This is a genomic window from Thermus sp. (assembly GCF_039793865.1).
In the GTDB taxonomy this organism is placed as follows: domain Bacteria; phylum Deinococcota; class Deinococci; order Deinococcales; family Thermaceae; genus Thermus.
The window spans coordinates 44608-59537 of sequence record NZ_JBAMMI010000093.1 but is presented as its reverse complement, the minus strand read 5'-3'; the positions used below and the strand labels follow the sequence as shown (position 1 = coordinate 59537).

At 68.7% G+C, this 14930-nt stretch carries 19 protein-coding genes and 1 riboswitch; of the genes, 10 read left to right on the top strand and 9 right to left on the bottom strand.

Annotation, left to right across the window (positions count from 1 at the left end; genetic code table 11):
- The first annotated feature begins 69 nt into the window (after positions 1 to 69).
- The 7 genes from deoC (at position 70) to minC (ending at position 6036) form a co-directional block, all read left to right on the top strand.
- Complete coding sequence (gene deoC / locus ABJK26_RS09530; RefSeq protein WP_347242045.1) at positions 70 to 732, top strand: deoxyribose-phosphate aldolase; 663 nt, start codon at positions 70 to 72, stop codon at positions 730 to 732.
- Positions 722 to 1864 (top strand): phospholipase D-like domain-containing protein, encoded by a 1143-nt coding sequence (locus tag ABJK26_RS09525; protein WP_347242044.1) that lies wholly within the window; start codon positions 722 to 724, stop codon positions 1862 to 1864. Before deoC ends, ABJK26_RS09525 begins: the two co-directional genes overlap by 11 nt.
- A gap of 131 nt (positions 1865 to 1995) precedes the next feature.
- Positions 1996 to 2538, top strand: coding sequence for a Maf family protein (locus tag ABJK26_RS09520; RefSeq protein ID WP_347242061.1), 543 nt, complete (start codon positions 1996 to 1998; stop codon positions 2536 to 2538).
- Positions 2535 to 3323 carry a rod shape-determining protein MreC gene (gene mreC, locus ABJK26_RS09515; protein WP_347242043.1) on the top strand — a complete coding sequence of 263 codons (789 nt, stop codon included), beginning with the start codon at positions 2535 to 2537 and terminating at the stop codon, positions 3321 to 3323. The genes ABJK26_RS09520 and mreC overlap by 4 nt, the downstream gene beginning before the upstream one ends.
- Positions 3320 to 3769, top strand: a complete 450-nt coding sequence (mreD, locus tag ABJK26_RS09510) for a rod shape-determining protein MreD (RefSeq protein ID WP_347242042.1) — start codon at positions 3320 to 3322, stop codon at positions 3767 to 3769. Before mreC ends, mreD begins: the two co-directional genes overlap by 4 nt.
- Positions 3766 to 5499 carry a penicillin-binding transpeptidase domain-containing protein gene (locus tag ABJK26_RS09505; RefSeq protein ID WP_347242041.1) on the top strand — a complete coding sequence of 578 codons (1734 nt, stop codon included), beginning with the start codon at positions 3766 to 3768 and terminating at the stop codon, positions 5497 to 5499. Before mreD ends, ABJK26_RS09505 begins: the two co-directional genes overlap by 4 nt.
- Positions 5500 to 5508: 9 nt before the next feature.
- A complete protein-coding gene (minC, locus tag ABJK26_RS09500; RefSeq protein ID WP_347242040.1) occupies positions 5509 to 6036 on the top strand; it encodes a septum site-determining protein MinC in 528 nt (175 codons plus the stop codon).
- Here minC and ABJK26_RS09495 read toward each other — a convergent pair.
- From ABJK26_RS09495 to argF, 8 genes are all read right to left on the bottom strand, one after another.
- Positions 6026 to 6463: a DUF420 domain-containing protein gene (locus ABJK26_RS09495; RefSeq protein WP_347242039.1), complete on the bottom strand. Its 438-nt coding sequence runs from the start codon at positions 6461 to 6463 to the stop codon at positions 6026 to 6028. The genes minC and ABJK26_RS09495 overlap by 11 nt on opposite strands.
- Positions 6460 to 6744, bottom strand: a complete 285-nt coding sequence (locus ABJK26_RS09490) for a hypothetical protein (protein WP_347242038.1) — start codon at positions 6742 to 6744, stop codon at positions 6460 to 6462. The genes ABJK26_RS09495 and ABJK26_RS09490 overlap by 4 nt, the downstream gene beginning before the upstream one ends.
- Positions 6745 to 6766: 22 nt before the next feature.
- Positions 6767 to 7342, bottom strand: a complete 576-nt coding sequence (locus tag ABJK26_RS09485; protein ID WP_347242037.1) for a hypothetical protein — start codon at positions 7340 to 7342, stop codon at positions 6767 to 6769.
- A 21-nt stretch (positions 7343 to 7363) separates the two neighbouring features.
- On the bottom strand, positions 7364 to 7741 hold the full coding sequence (locus tag ABJK26_RS09480) for a hypothetical protein (RefSeq protein WP_347242036.1): 378 nt from the start codon (positions 7739 to 7741) through the stop codon (positions 7364 to 7366).
- A 79-nt stretch (positions 7742 to 7820) separates the two neighbouring features.
- Positions 7821 to 8966, bottom strand: a complete 1146-nt coding sequence (gene argJ / locus ABJK26_RS09475; RefSeq protein WP_347242035.1) for a bifunctional glutamate N-acetyltransferase/amino-acid acetyltransferase ArgJ — start codon at positions 8964 to 8966, stop codon at positions 7821 to 7823.
- Positions 8957 to 9994 (bottom strand): N-acetyl-gamma-glutamyl-phosphate reductase, encoded by a 1038-nt coding sequence (gene argC, locus ABJK26_RS09470; RefSeq protein ID WP_347242060.1) that lies wholly within the window; start codon positions 9992 to 9994, stop codon positions 8957 to 8959. Before argC ends, argJ begins: the two co-directional genes overlap by 10 nt.
- A 2-nt stretch (positions 9995 to 9996) precedes the next feature.
- The gene (locus ABJK26_RS09465) at positions 9997 to 10512 is read right to left on the bottom strand and encodes a Uma2 family endonuclease (protein ID WP_347242034.1); all 516 of its coding nucleotides are present in this window, start codon (positions 10510 to 10512) and stop codon (positions 9997 to 9999) included.
- 4 nt (positions 10513 to 10516) lie between these two features.
- Complete coding sequence (gene argF, locus ABJK26_RS09460; RefSeq protein ID WP_347242033.1) at positions 10517 to 11422, bottom strand: ornithine carbamoyltransferase; 906 nt, start codon at positions 11420 to 11422, stop codon at positions 10517 to 10519.
- 68 nt (positions 11423 to 11490) lie between these two features.
- Positions 11491 to 11612: riboswitch (molybdenum cofactor riboswitch) on the top strand.
- Here argF and modA point away from each other — a divergent pair.
- The 3 genes from modA (at position 11605) to ABJK26_RS09445 (ending at position 14133) form a co-directional block, all read left to right on the top strand.
- Positions 11605 to 12474, top strand: coding sequence for a molybdate ABC transporter substrate-binding protein (modA, locus tag ABJK26_RS09455; RefSeq protein WP_347242032.1), 870 nt, complete (start codon positions 11605 to 11607; stop codon positions 12472 to 12474). It overlaps the preceding riboswitch by 8 nt.
- A gap of 1 nt (position 12475) precedes the next feature.
- On the top strand, positions 12476 to 13150 hold the full coding sequence (modB, locus tag ABJK26_RS09450) for a molybdate ABC transporter permease subunit (RefSeq protein WP_347242031.1): 675 nt from the start codon (positions 12476 to 12478) through the stop codon (positions 13148 to 13150).
- The gene (locus tag ABJK26_RS09445) at positions 13129 to 14133 is read left to right on the top strand and encodes an ABC transporter ATP-binding protein (RefSeq protein WP_347242030.1); all 1005 of its coding nucleotides are present in this window, start codon (positions 13129 to 13131) and stop codon (positions 14131 to 14133) included. The genes modB and ABJK26_RS09445 overlap by 22 nt, the downstream gene beginning before the upstream one ends.
- A 459-nt stretch (positions 14134 to 14592) precedes the next feature.
- On the opposite strand, the gene ABJK26_RS09440 is transcribed toward ABJK26_RS09445, so the two are convergent.
- Positions 14593 to 14916 (bottom strand): hypothetical protein, encoded by a 324-nt coding sequence (locus tag ABJK26_RS09440; RefSeq protein ID WP_347242029.1) that lies wholly within the window; start codon positions 14914 to 14916, stop codon positions 14593 to 14595.
- Positions 14917 to 14930 lie beyond the last annotated feature (14 nt).

Sequence of the window (14930 nt, the reverse complement as noted above, 5' to 3'; positions counted from 1 at the left end):
GACCTCAAAAAAAGCCCCGAACGGGGCTTCTTCCCATCCTAGCACGCGGGTTTCGTATGATGGCGAGGTATGGACCTGGCCGCCCACATCGACCACACCCTCCTCCGGCCCACCGCCACCCCGGAGGAGGTGCTTAAGGCGGCGGAGGAGGCGCTGGAATACGGCTTCTACGCCCTTTGCATCCCCCCCTCCTACGTGACCTGGGTGCGGGCCCGCTACCCCCACGCGCCCTTCCGCCTGGTGACGGTGGTGGGGTTTCCCCTGGGCTACCAGGAGAAGGAGGCGAAGGCCCTGGAGGCCGCCCTCGCTTTGGCCCGAGGAGCGGACGAGGTGGACATGGTCATCCACCTGGGCCGGGCCAAGGCGGGGGAGGTGGCCTACGTGGAAGAGGAGGTGCGGGCGGTGCGGGAGGCCGTCCCCAAGGCGGTGCTCAAGGTGATCCTGGAAACGGGGTACTTCTCCCCCGAAGAGGTGGCCCGCCTGGCGGAGGCGGCCATAGGGGGAGGCGCGGACTTCCTCAAGACCTCCACGGGCTTTGGCCCTCGAGGGGCGAGCCTTTCGGACGTGGAGCTCCTCGTCCGGGTAGCCCGGGGCCGGGCCCAGGTGAAGGCGGCGGGGGGCATAAGGGACCGGGAGACCGCCCTCAAGATGCTGGAGGCCGGGGCCAAGAGGCTTGGCACCTCCAGCGGGGTGGCCCTGGTCAGGGGAGAAGGGGGAAACCTTGGGTACTAAAAGGCCCCGTAAGAAGGAGATCGCCGGGCTTCCCGGCTACCTCGTCCTTCTCGTCCTCCTTCTCCTTTGGCTCTTCCAGGAGCTCCGCCCCGGGCTCACCCCGGAAAGGGCCCCCCTGGAGGGAGGCGGGCCTGAGGTCTACTTCATGCCCGAGGACGGGGAAAGGGCCAAGGCCCGACTTCTCGCCCTCATGGACGGGGCCCAGGAAAGCCTGGAGGGGGCCTTCTACGAGTTCCGCGACCTGGAGATCGCCCAGGGCCTCCTGCGGGCGAAGGGGCGGGGGGTGAAGGTGCGGCTCTACGGGGAAAGCGACTACCGGGAGGACCTCCGCCGCTACCTGGTGGGGGCAAGCCTGGGGCAGACCCAAGAACCTCCCCGGGTGCCCCAGGCGGCCCTAAGGGAGAAGGTGCGCCCCACCTCCCTAGAGTGCGAGGAGATCGCGGGCATTCCCGTGTGCTACGACGAGCGGGACGGCTTCATGCACCACAAGTTCCTGGTGGCGGACGGGAAGGCGGTGTGGACGGGGAGCACCAACATGACCTGGAACGCCTTCGCCCGCAACAACGAAAACAGCCTCCTCCTCCCCTCCCCCACCCTGGCCCAGGGCTACGCCCGGGAGTTCCAGGCCCTCTTCAGAGGGGAGAAGGAAGGCCTGGGCCTTCCCGTGGCCTTCCGCCTCGAGGACCCCCCCCTCTCGGGAAGAGCCTACTTCAGCCCCAAGGGAGGGGAGAGGGCGCGGGAGGCCCTCCTTCAGGCCGTGGCCCAGGCCAGGAAGGAGATCCTGGTAGCCGCCTTCGTCCTCACCGACCGAAAGCTGGTAGAGGCCCTGGAAAAGGCCCACCAAAGGGGCGTCCAGGTGCGGGTCCTCCTGGAAAGCCGCAACCTGAGGGATAGCCGCGAGGAGGACCTATTCAAGGCGGGCATCCCCGTGCGCCAGGACGGGAACCCCTACACCCTCCATCACAAGGTCATCGTCCTGGACGGGACCAGGGTGGTCACGGGAAGCTACAACTTCACCGCCAGGGCCTGGCAGGTGAACAACGAGAACCTCCTGGTCCTGGAAAGCCCCCCTTTGGCGGAGCGGTACCGCCGGGAGGTGCTGCGGTTATGGGAGGAAGGGAAACCCCTCTGATACCAGCCCAAGCCGGCTTACGCCAGCACGGGGGCCCTGGAAAGGGCCATTCCCAGGGCCGTTCTGCCTCGGCTTGGGAGAAGGATTCCCGCCAAAAGGGCACGATCCCGCCTTCGGAGGGCTCCCCCGTCCTGGTTCTGGCCTCCGGTAGCCCCCGGAGGAAGGCCCTTCTTGAGGCTTTGGGCTACCGCGTGCGGGTGGTGGTGCCGGGGGTAGAGGAAGAAGACCTCCCCCTTCCCCCTAAGGCCCTGGCCCAGGCCTTGGCCCGGCGCAAAGGGGAGGCCGTGAGGGGGGAATGGGTCCTGGCCGCGGACACGGTGGTGGACCTGGACGGGGAGGTTCTGGGCAAGCCCAAGGACCCGGAGGAAAACCGCCTCTTCCTCAGGCGCCTCTCGGGCAGGCCCCACCTGGTGCACACCGCCTTCTACCTCCGCACCCCAAAGGAGATGGTGGAGGAAGTGCACACGGCCAAGGTCTTCTTCCGGCCGCTTTCCGAGGAGGAGATCGCCTGGTACGTGGATAGCGGCGAGGGCCTGGACAAGGCGGGGGGCTACGGAGCCCAGGGCTTGGGCATGGCCCTCCTGGAGCGGGTGGAGGGGGACTTCTACACCGTGGTGGGCCTCCCCGTCTCCCGGGTCTTCGCCCTCCTTTGGGAACGGGGGTTCCGGCCATGAGGGAGACCGCCCTCCGCCGAGGCCTCCTCTTCCTTTTCCTCCTTTTGGGCCTCGCCCTTTCCGCCCTTACCCGGCCCCTGGCCCCCAGGCTCACCCTGGCCCTCTCCCCCCTCACCGCCCCCCTGCCCGCCTGGGGCTACCGCCTGGGGCAGAACCTGAAGGCGGCCTTGAGCGCCCTGGCCAACCGCCAGGACCTCTACGGGGAAAATCGGGCCCTAAGAGCCAAGGTGGCCCTCCTGGAGGCGGAGAACAAACGCCTCGCCCTCAAGGTGAACCAGCTGGAGCGCGCCCTCCGGGTCCGCCAAAGCCAGGCCCCCGGGCTTTGGGCCGTGGCCCCCGTGGTGGGGGAGGACCTTTCGGGCCTCTACCGCCGCCTGGTCCTGGGCCTGGGGGAGCGGGACGGCCTCCGGGTGGGCATGCCCGTCACCGCCCCCGAAGGGCTGGTGGGCCTGGTGGTGGAAGTGGAGGAGCGGCGGGCCCTGGTGCGCACCCTTCTGGACCCGGAAAGCCAGGTGGGGGTGCGCCCCGAGAAGGCCCCGGGGAGGGGCATCGCCCGGGGGGCCCCTCCCGGCCACCTCGTGGCCGAGTTTCCCCCCAGCGTGAGGCTCAACCCGGGGGACCTCCTCCTCACCGGGGCCCCTTTAGGGCTTTTCCCCGACGGCATCCCCGTGGGCAGGGTGGAGCGGGTGGAGCGGTCCCCGGGAGGCTTAAAACTTCGGGCCTGGGTCCGCCCCTTGGTGGACCTCTCCCTCCTGGAAGAGGTCATGGTCCTGAGGCCCCTATGATCCCCTTCCTAGCCCTTCTCACCCTCTTCCTCTCGGGGCTCCTTTCCGCCCTCTGGCCCCAAGGGGCCATGGCCCCCGATCTCTTCCTGGTCCTGGCCCTCTGGTACGCCGCCCGAAGGCCTTTTTACCTGGGCCTGCCCGCAGCCTTTTCCTTGGGCCTTCTTCAAGACCTTCTGGGCTACGGGCTCTTGGGGCTCCACGCGGTGGGCCTCACCCTGGCCACCTACGCCTTTTACGCCGCCGGCCGCCGCCTAAGCCCAGAGGGCTACCTCCCCCGCCTCTTCGCCTTCTTCTGGGCTTTTCTGGCCAAGTGGCTCGGCTACTTCCTGGTGGCCTACTGGCTCCGCCTGGACCTGCCGCCCCTGGTTCTTGGGGACCTGCTCTTGGAAGGTCTTTTCACCCTCCCCCTTTACCTCCTCGCCCTGCGCCTGGGTAGATCCCCATGATCGGCCGCCTCTACGCCCTAATGGTGTTTTTTCTCGTGGCCTTCGGCCTCCTTGGCCTTCGGGCTTGGCAGCTTCAGGTCCTGGAGCACGAGAGGTACGCCCTTAGGAGCCAGGGCAACTACCTGAAAACCGAGGGCCTTCCCGCCCCCAGGGGCCGGATCCTGGACCGCAAGGGCCGGGTCATCGCCCAGGACCGCCTGGTGGTGGACCTGGTCTACGAGGGCGGAGAAGTTCTCTTCAAGGAAAGGCTTTTGCCCCTTCTAGGCTTGAAGGATCTGCCCAGGGCCCAAGGCCCCGTGGTGCTGAAGGCGGGGGTCCCGGAGCACCTCTTGCCCACCCTGGCCGAGCTCACCGCCGGCCAGAAGAACCTGAAGCTGGTGGAGCGGGTGGAGCGCTACTACCCCAATCCCATCTCCGGGCCGGTTTTGGGCTACGTCCTCCTGGCCAACGCGGAGCAGGTGAAGCGGGGCTACAGCCCCGAGGAAGAGGTGGGCCAGGCGGGCCTCGAGGCCGCCCTGGAACCCTATCTGAGGGGAAGGCGGGGCGTGAAGGCCGTGGAGGTGAACGTCAAGGGCGAGCGCCTCCGGGAAACCGTCTTGGAGGAGCCTGTACCCGGCCAGGACGTGGTCCTCACCCTGGACCTGGACCTGCAGAAGGCGGCGGAACGGGCCCTGGAGGAGGCTTTGGACGACATCAACGCCGGTAGGCGCCTCCAGGGGCTTCCCTTAGCCCGAAGGGTCAAGGGGGCCATCGTGGCCCTGGACCCGAGGAGCGGGGAGGTGCTGGCCATGGCCTCCTCCCCCTCCTTTGACCCGAACCTCTTCGCCATGCGCCCGGTGCCCAAGGAGGTGGGGGCCCTTCTCCAAGACCCCGACCTCCCCCTCCTCAACCGGGCGGTCCAGCCCTACACCCCCGGCTCCACCTTCAAGCTGGCCACGAGCTACGCCCTCCTGGAGGAGGGGTACGTAACCCCCACCACCACCTTCCGCTGCAGCCCCTATATCGTCTTCGGCGGGCAGATCCGGCGCAACTGGGCCGGCCGGGACATGGGCCCCATGACGGTTCGGGAGGCCATCGCCTGGAGCTGCAACACCTGGTACTACCAGGCGGTGGCCCAGGACCCCCTGGGCTTCGTGGATCGCCTGGCGGAAAGAGCCCGGCTCCTAGGTCTCGGAGAGGGCACGGGCCTGGAGGTGGCCGAGAAGGTGGGCCTCCTCCCCACCCGTGCCTGGAAGCGGGAGGCTTACGGGGAGCCCTGGTACCCCGGGGAAACCCTCTCCGTGGCCATCGGGCAAGGTCCCGTTCTGGCGAGCCCCGCCCAGATCGCCCGGATGCTCGCCACCCTGGCCAACGGCGGGTTCAGACCCCAGCTCCACCTGGTGAAGCGCCTGGGCAAGGCCGAGATGCGCCCGGAGGGGCAAAGGGTACCTGGGCGCTACTGGCAGGTCCTGCAGGAGGGCCTTCGCAAAACCGTAACCGAGGGCACGGCCCGGCACGTCCTAGGCGATTTTCCCGTGCCCACCGGGGGCAAGACCGGCACCGCCGAAACCCCGAGCAAACGGGTGGGGCTGGAACACGCCTGGTACATGGGCTACGGCCCCACCGATCCGGGCGCCCCCTACCCACCCCTGGTGGTGGTGGCCTTCTTTGAAAACGGCGGGGAGGGCAGCCGGGTGGCCCTTCCTGCGGTGAAGAAGGTCATGGCCGCCTACTGGGGGATAGCCCGGTAGAATAGCCCCATGCGGCTTCGCGCCACCCCCAAGGCCCTGGCCCTTCGCCTGGACGGCGGCGAAACCCCCGAGGCCATCCGGTCCTTGGACCTGCCCGAGGGGTTACCCTTGGAGGTGGAGGTGGCGGGCCCCGTGGGCCAGGAGGTCCTGGAGGCCCTCCTCGCCCTGGGGCGGCCCCTCACCCTGTCTCCCCCTCGAGGGCGCCTCCCCGTGGGCACCCTGGTGGTGGCCAAGACCTTGCGCTCTGGAGAACGGGTGGAGCACCCGGGCACCGTGGTGGTCCTGGGGGACGTGAACCCTGGAGCGGAGGTGGTGGCGGGGGGGGACGTGATCGTGGTGGGCAAGCTGAGGGGCCTGGCCCACGCCGGGGCTTTGGGGGACGAGGAGCGCTTCATCTTCGCCCTAGAGCTCGCCGCGAAGCAGGTGCGCATCGGCCCCCATCTGGCCCAGGCCCCGGAAGGGGAAAAGGCCCGGGGCCCCGAACGGGCCCGGGTGGAGGGGGGCCGGATCGTGGTGGAGCCCTGGGCTAGAAGGTAAGGCCTCCGGTTTCCACGCCGTAGCGCTTGAGCACCAGGTAAATAATCCAGCCCGTGAGGGCCACGTAGAGCCAGACGGGGACCAGGACCCGCGCCCAGCGCCTGTGCAGGGCAAACTCCCCGCGAAAAGCCCGCCAGATGACGTAGAGGGCCAGGGGCCCGTTGATGGCGGCGAGGAGGGTGTGGCTGAGGAGCACGAAGTAGTACGCCCCCCGCCAGGCCTCGGGGCCCCCGTAGGCCGTGGTGCCGTAGAGCCCCCACTTGGCCAGGTAGAAGACCAAAAAGAGGACGGCCAGGCCCGTGGCGGTGAGCATCGCCCGGTGGTGCGCTACCCGGTTCCCTCTCCGGATGAGGGCCACGCCCCCCAGCAAGGCCAACCCCGAAAGCACGATGGACCAGACCGCCAAAAGCCCCAAGAGCTCCTTCATTTTCCCTCCCAGGTCCCGGCCAACCGCTCGGCCATGAGCCGCACCGCCTCCAGCCGGGCGGTGCGGGCGTAGCTATACCCCCTCAAGTAGTCCTCCTCCTTCCTTAAGGCCTGGTACAGACGAAGGTAAGCCACCGCCAAAAGCCCGTCCCGCTCCCGGGAAGGGGGCAGGCGGTGCAGGAGCTTGGCGATCTCCCGGATTCTGGAAGAGGCCTCAGGGTGGGGAGGTGTCTCCCTCAAGGCCCGGGCCAGATGGGCCAAGGTTTCGCCGGTATCCGGCATACCGAGGGGCAGTGTACCACGGCTAGGGAAGGCGGCGGGAGGAGCGGTTCCCGGCGGCGTCCACCGCCACCAGGAGGGCCCCTCGAGGCGCCTCCACAAAGAAGGGAACCCTCGCCTCCTTGGGCAGGGAGAGGGGGGTGAACCGTCCCCCCACCTGGAGGGTCACCCGGTCCACCCCCACGTTGTCCTCCACCCAGCCGTAAAGCCGGACCCGGGCCCCTTCCTCCTCCACCCGCTCCACCACGATGCGGGGGGGCGAGGCGTCCAGGACCAAGGGCACCCGCTTTTCCCCCCGGTTGCCCAGGAGATCCTCCGCCTCGAGGCGCACCTCCACCTGCCCCGAGGCGGGAGCCCGCAGGCGGAAACGGAAGCGGACGAGCTTCTTCCCCTTCTCCTCCGGGGGAAGCACCTCCTGGCCTCCTGCCCGCACGCTCGCCACCCCCGAGGGGTCAAAGGCGTAGCCCTCCACCAAGAGGTTCCGCCCAGGGGCGAGGCCCCCTCCGCCGGGCTCCACCAGGCCGAGTTCCGGCGGAGCCGTGTCGGGCCGGGCGCAGGAGGCCAGGGCGAGGGAAAGCAAAAGGAGGGGACGCCAGCGCATCCCCCCCATCATAGCCTCCCCTTACCTGAGGATCACCCCCAGGCGGCCGGCGAAATGGGGCGCAGGGATGGTGAAGTTAAACAGGCTCACCCCCAGCTGGACCTCAAAGTACGGGTTGATGGCGGGATCGGGGAGCCGGAGCTCCACCCCGGCAAGCCCGTGGGGGTAGACAAGGAACCCGCCGCCCCAGTAAATCCCCGCCCCGAGGCCTGCCCCGTAGTACCAGCTCGTGGGAAGCTCACCCGACTGAAAGGGGTTCTTCTGCAGGATCAGGGCCGCGTCCCCGGCGACCCCGAAATAGGAAAGGCCGACGCCAAAGCGCAGGTTATCGCTCTGGAACTGGGCCCCGAGGTAGGTGGGGTAGCCGCTGTAAACCCCCACGCCCGCGCTCTGCGCCAAACCGAGCCCCAACAACACCATCAAAGCCAAAAACTTCTTCATCACTTCACCTCCCGGTTCATCCTACCACGGCCCCGGCTCAGGTAGTATAGAGGGCATTGATGCGCACGTACCCCTCGGTGAGGTCGCAGCCATAGGCCTCCCCTTCCCCCTCCCCCTCCCCCAGGTCCACCAAGACCTCCACCTCCTCGGCCCGCATGGCCCGGCTCGCCGCCTCCCGGTCAAAGGGGAGGGCCCCCCCCTCGTAGAGGGGGATCCCCTGGAGAACGATGCGCACCCGTAAGGGATCAAACCGAGCCCCCGAGTTGCCGAGGGCGGCCAGGATCCTGCCCCAGTTGGGATCGTTGCCGTAGAGGGCGGCCTTCCAGAGGACGCTCCCCGCGATGGCCCTCGCCGCCCGCCGCGCCTCCTCCGCCGTGGCCGCCCCCCTTACCCGCACCACCATGAGCTTGGTGGCCCCCTCCCCGTCCCGGGCGATCATGCGGGCGAGCGTTTGGGCGACCTCCTCCACCGCCTTGAAGAAGTCCTCCAAGGGTACCTCCCCATAGGCCCCGTTGGCCATGAGGAGGGCCAGGTCGTTGGTGGAGGTGTCCCCGTCCACGGTCACCTGGTTGAAGGTGCGGTCCACGATGCCCCCCCAGGCCTCCCTTAGGGCCTTCTGGGGAACCAGCGCGTCCGTCACTAAAAAGGCCAGCATGGTGGCCATGTTGGGGTGGATCATGCCGCTTCCCTTGGCGATGCCCACCACCCGGGCCCCCCCCGCCTCGGCCTCGGCCACCTTGGCCACCAGGTCCGTGGTGAGGATGGCCTCGGCGAAGGGATCGGCGAAGGGAGCCAGATCTATCTGGGGTAAGCCCCTCTCTATCTTTTCCACGGGCAAGGGCACGCCGATGACCCCGGTGGAGGCGGTGAGGACCTCCCCCGGGGGAAGCCCAAGGCGCAAGGCGGCGAGCTCGGCCATGCGCCGGTCGTCCTGGAAACCCCGCTCCCCGGTGGCGCAGTTGGCGTTCCCGGCGTTCACCACCACGGCCCTCAAGGGCTTCCCCGAGGCGTAAAGCGCCCTCCCCCGGTGGATGGAAGGAGCCGCGGCCCGGTTCCTGGTGGCCACGTAGGCCCAGGCGGCGGGAAGGCCAGAAACCAAAAGGGCGAGGTCGGGCTTGCCCGAGGGCTTGATCCCCGCCCGGGTGGCCCCCGCCCTAAATCCCCTAGGAAGCCTCACGGCCATACGCCCTCCTTGGGAAGCGCGGTCTCCTCGGAAAAGCCCAGCATCAGGTTCAGGTTCTGCACCGCCTGGCCCGCCATGCCCTTCACCAGGTTGTCCAAGGCGGCGAAGACCAGGACCCGCCCGGTCCTCTCCTCGTAGAGGGGCCTGAGGTCCACCCGGTTGGAGGCGTAGGTGCCCTTGGTTTGGGGAAGGTCCTCCAAAACCCGCACGAAGGGCTCGCCCGCGTAAAAGTCCCGGTAGAGGCCCTCCAGGGCCTTTTGGCTCCAGACGCCCTCCACCTCCGCCTCGGCGGTGACCAGAATCCCCCGGGTCATGGGCACCAGGTGGGGGGTGAAGGAAAGCCGCAGCGCCCTCGCCTCCCCGTGGGTGCGCACCCGCCTCCCCTGGGCCAAGACCCTCCCCAGGTTTTGCTCCATCTCGGGGATGTGGCGGTGGGTGCCCCCCGCCTTATAGGGCTTGAGGTTCTCGTTCACCTCGGCGAAGAAGGTGCCTTCCCCCTCCCGCCCCGCCCCCGAGACCCCGCTTAGGCCCACCACGAAGCCCCCCTTTAGGACCCCTTCCGCCGCCAAGGGGGCGAGGGCCAGAGTAGTGGCGGTGACGTAGCAGCCAGGGTTGGCCACGAGCCTCGCCCCTTTAAGCTCCTCCCGGTGGAGCTCGGGGAGGCCGTAGACCGCTTCCCGGTAGAGGTCCGGGCTCTTATGGGGGATGCGGTACCAGGCCTCGTAGACCTCGGGGAGCAGGCGGAAGTCCCCGGAGAGGTCAATGACCCGTTTGCCGGCCTTTAGGGCCCTGGGAGCGATCTCCATGGAAAGCCCGTTGGGAAGAGCGAGGAAGACCACCTCCGCCCGCTCCAGGACCTCCTCTTGGGAGGCGAAGGGCCTCCCGTCCCAAAGCTGGGGCCAGGCGGCCTCGAGGGGCCTTCCCTCATGCTTCCGGCTGGAAAACCCCACGAGCTCCACCCCGGGGTGGGCCTTGAGGAGCCTGAGGAGCTCCGCCCCCCCGTACCCCGAGGCCCCGAGGATCCCCACCCTCACCACGGGACCTCCAGGCTGGCCTCGGGGAAGGCCAGGGGGGAAACCCTTTCCCCGGGCTTCACCCAGATCTGCTCCCGGTAGTGGTCCCCCTCGGGGGTGCGGAAGAGGAGGAGCCGCCCGCCCAGGAGGTCCTGGACCCAGACCTCCGGCACGCCCCCCTTGGCGTAGAGGGGGACCTTCTTGGAGAGGTCATAGTCCAAAGAAGCCTCCGCCACTTCCACCAGAAGGAGGACGTCCTCCGGCCGAGGCAGGCGCTCGCGGTAATCCCCCGGCCGAAGCAGGGCAAGGTCCGGCTCCAAGTAGGTGTCTGGGGAAAGAACCAGGGGACCCTGCACCTGGACCCAAACCTCGGGGAAGCCAGAGAGAATCCGGTTCCAGCGGTTCACGGTGTAGGCGTGGCGGGGACCTATGGGCGCCATCTGGTAAACCTCCCCCTCAAGAAGCTCCACCCCCCTCTCCGGCAGGGGAAGCTTTAGGAACTCCTCCAGGCGGAAGCGGTAGGGCCGGACCATACCCCTACTTTAGCAGGGTGAGGAGCACGGCCTTGGCGGTGTGGAGGCGGTTCTCCGCCTGGTCAAAGACCCGGCTCCTATCCCCGTGGACCGCCTCCTCCGTGGTCTCCTCCCCGTAGTGGGCGGGGAGGCAGTGGAGGAAGACGCCCTCGGGGCGGAGGAGCTGGATGAGCTCCCCATTGACCTGGAAGCCCTGGAAGTCCCGAAGGCGCTTCTCCCGCTCCGCCTCCTGGCCCATGCTGGTCCAGACGTCGGTGTAGAGGGCGTGGGCCCCCAGGGCGGCCTCCTTGGGGTCGTGGGTGAGGTGGGCCCGGGCCCGGAAAAGAAGCCCCGGGTCGGGCTCGTAGCCCTTGGGGGTGGCGACCCGCACCTTTAGGCCCACCAGGGGAGCCACCTCGAGAAGGGATTTCAGGACGTTGTTCCCGTCCCCCACCCAGGCCACCTCGAGGCCCGCAAGCCCCCCGAAGACCTCTTTCAGGGTGAGGAGGTCGGCCAGGGCCTGGAGGGGGTGGGCCCGGTCGGAGAGGGCGTTCACTACGGGGACCCTGGCGTGGCGGGCCAGGGCCTCCACCGTCTCGTGGCGATGGACCCGGGCGGCGATCCCCTCCACGAAGCGCTCCAGGTTCTTGGCGATGTCCCGCACGGGCTCCCGCTCCCCGATGCTCACCTGCTTCTGGTCCAGGTAGAGGGCGTGCCCCCCCAGGTGGAGCATGGCCACCTCGAGGGTGGTCCTCGTGCGCAGGGAGGGCTTCTCAAAGAGGAGGGCGAGGACCTTTCCCTTGAGGTCCTCCCCCCGGTAGCGCTCCCGCTTCAAGGCCTCCGCCAGGTCCAAAAGGGCCTGAAGCTCCTTGGGGCCGTATCCCGAAAAGTCCAGTAGGTCCTTGGGCCGGGCCAGGGCGTCTCCCGCCATGAGGCTTATAGGATAACGCAAGGATGCAAACTTATGCAAGAGGTGGAGCCGAGCGGGACGGGATGATAAAATGATTCCGCCTCCGAGCCCAGAAGACCCTAGGGGCCTTCTGGGCCGGGCCTTAGGGCCCCGGGGTGGTGGGGGCGACCCCGCCGCCTGCCGCGGTCGCAAAGGAGGTGGGCATGAAAAGGGCAAGCTTTTGGGTACTCCTTCTTTTGGGTTCGGCTCTGGCGCAGACGGTGCGGGTGGTGGCGGCCTCGGACCTGCAGTACGCCCTTACTGAGGTAGCCCAAGCCTTTGAGCGGAAAAACCCTGGGGTGAGGGTGGAGCTCCTCTTCGGCTCCTCGGGCAAGTTTTACACCCAGATCACCCAGGGCCTCGAGGCCGACCTCTTCTTCTCCGCCGAAAAGGCCTACCCCGAGCTTTTGGAGCGGAAGGGCCTCGCCGAGCCCGGCACCCGGAAACCCTACGCCATCGGGCGCGTGGTCCTTTGGGTGGAAAAAAGCCTCGGCTTAAAACCTGGACCCCAAACCCTCCTGGACCCCAGGGTGACCAAGGTGGCCCTGGCCAACCCGGTCCACGCCCCTTATGGCCGGGCCGCCGTCACCCTCCTGGAGCACCTGGGGCTCCTTAAACGCCGTCCCCTCACCCTCCCTGGCCTGGGCAAGCCTTTCGCCCAGCTCTCCTGGGAGGAAATCCCCTGGGAAGAGCTCACGGGGGGGGTGGAGGCCTACTGGGACGCCAGCCCCTTGCGCCAGGGCAAGAAGGACTTCACCTTCGTCTACGGGGAGAACATCGCGCAAGCGGCCCATCTCGCCCTCCACGCCACCCGGGTAGGGGTCCTAGCCCTCTCCCTAGCCCTTCACCCAGACCTGGCAGGGCCCGGGGAGTACTGGCTTGCCCCCCTGGGAAGCCACCTCACCCTGGAGCAGGACTACGTGGTCCTCAAAGGGCGGCAGCGCCCCGAGGTTCTGGCCTTCTACCGCTTCGTGGGAAGCCCGGAAGCCAGAGCCGTCTTCCGGCGCTACGGCTTCCTCCTGCCGGGGGAGTAGGGTGGACCCCCTCTTCTTTACCGCCCTCCAGCTCTCCCTAAAGGTAGCCTTTTGGACCTCCGGCCTCCTCCTCCTCCTGGGGGTTCCCCTGGCCTGGTTCCTGGCCTTCCGCTCCTTCCCGGGAAAGCCCCTCCTGGAGGCGGTCTTCCTCCTGCCCCTGGTCCTCCCCCCCACGGTCTTGGGCTTCTACCTCCTGCTCTTCCTGGGGCCGGAAGGCCCTTGGACCCGCCTCACCGGGCTTTCCTGGGCCTTCCGCCTCGAGGGACTGGTCCTCGCCAGCGTCCTCTTCAGCCTGCCCTTCGCCCTCACCGCCTACCGGGAGGCCTTCCTGGCCCTGGACCGGAACCTCCTGGAGGTGGCCCGCACCCTGGGAGTCCCCCGCCTCAAGGTCTGGACCCAGGTGGTCCTGCCCCTCGCCTGGCCCGGTCTCCTCTCGGGGACCCTCCTGGCCTTCGCCCACACCCTGGGGGAGTTCGGGGTGGTGCTCATGGTGGGGGGCTCCATCCCGGGGAAGACCCAGATGGTGAGCATCTACCTCTACGACCTGGTCCAGGCCCTGCGCTTCCGCGAGGCGGCGGAGGCCGCCCTGGTCCTCCTCCTCCTAAGCCTCCTCCTCCTGGCCCTGGCGCGCATCCTGGAAGCCAAAGGACGGGCATGGAAGTCCACTACCGCATAAGGAAGCCCATCCGCCTCGAGGCCCGCTTCCGCATCGCGGGGTTCACCGTTCTCCTGGGGGAAAGCGGGGTGGGCAAGACCACCTTGCTCAAGGCCTTAGCCGGCCTTCTCCCCGCCGAGGGGCACCCCTTCTCCGGGCTTCCCCCCGAGCGAAGGCCCGTAGGCTACCTGCCCCAGGACCTGGCCCTCTTCCCCCACATGACCGCCTGGGAAAACGTGGCCTTCCCCCTCAAGGGGCGAAACCGCAAGGAGCGGGCCTTGGCCCTCCTGGAGCGGGTGGGGCTCCTGGAGCACGCCCACAAGCGCCCGGGCCAGCTTTCCGGGGGGCAAAAGCAGCGGGTGGCCCTGGCCCGGGCCCTGGCCCGAAAGCCCGAGCTCCTCCTCCTAGACGAGCCCACCAGCGCCCTGGACCCCCTGACCCGGGGGCAGGTGCTCTCGGAGCTGGTGGACCTCCTCCGCCGGGAGGGCCTCCCCGCCCTGGCGGTGAGCCACGACCCAGTCCTGGCCGGCATGGCCGACTGGTTGGCGGTGCTGGGGCGGAAGGGGGTGCTCCAAGAGGGGCCGCCGGAGGAGGTCATGGCCGCCCCCGCCCGGGTGGAGGTGGCGAGGCTTCTCGGGTACGAGAACCTCTTTCCCGTGCGGGTGGTGGAGGGCGGGGTGGAGCGGGAAGGGGTCCGCCTCCGCCTTCCCCTCCCCCCCTGGGCTAAGCCGGGAGGAGAAGCCTGGCTCGGAATACGGGCGGCGGAGGTCCTGGTGGTGCGCCAGGACCGCCCTCCACCCCCGGAAAACGTCTTGGAAGGCCGGCTAGAACGCCTGCACCTGGAGGGGCTGGCCTACCGGGGCCTCCTCCGCGGGCCCCTTTCCCTGGAAATCCTCCTGCCTCGGCACGTCCAGGAAAGGCTCCGCCTCCAGCCGGACCAGCCCCTCCGGGTGGCCCTCAAGCCCCGCTACCTGCACCTGATGCCGGGCGAGGCGGAGGAGTAGCCCCAGGGGAAGCCCGAACTTGTTCCACACCCCCTTTAGGAAAAAGCGGGCCTGGGAGCGCTCCACGTCCAGATACCGGGCGAGGCTTCTGGGCTCCGGGGGCACCCCCCGGCCCAGGGCCAAAAGGACCGCCGCCTCCCCAGGGAGAAGCCGGGCGCCAAAACGCCCCTTCAGGCCCTCGGGAAGGCTTTTCGGGTCGTCCCTCCGGGTAAGGAAGGCGTAGGCCCTGAGATCGTAGCCCCGGAGCCCCCTTGGGGTGAGCCAAAGAACCCCCTGGCCCCGCTCCAGCTGGTCCAGCCCCGAAAGGGGCAGGCCCATGCCCTCGTTCCAGGAAAGGGAGAAGCCCCGAGGAACCAGCGCCTCGTAAACCTGAGCGTAAAGGTCCAGATTCTGCGTAAAAAGCGCTACCTGCAACGCCACACCTCCTTTCGCCAAAGGACCTATGGGCCGAAAGACCCCTTAGGCCAGGGCGAAAGGAGGGGCCCTGGGGACCAGGGCTTGGGGATGGGGGAGGCGGTGCCCGGGAAGGGGGGCGGTACGTTGGGGAAGCGCCTTAAGAGGGCGTGGCGGGGCGGGCGCCGCCACCGGGGGGAGGCCCGGAGCCACCTGGAGGCCGCAGAAGAGGGAGTGCTCCACGGAGCGCTCCTCCCCCGGGGCCTGGCAGAGGTCGGCCCTCAGCCCCGGGTTCTGCACCCGCATGAGGTACATCTGCAGGGCCACCCCGGTGGAGCCCGCCAGGGTGAGAAAGAGGTAAAGGGCTACCAGGAGCCCTCTCTGGCGCACGCCTCCAGCATAGA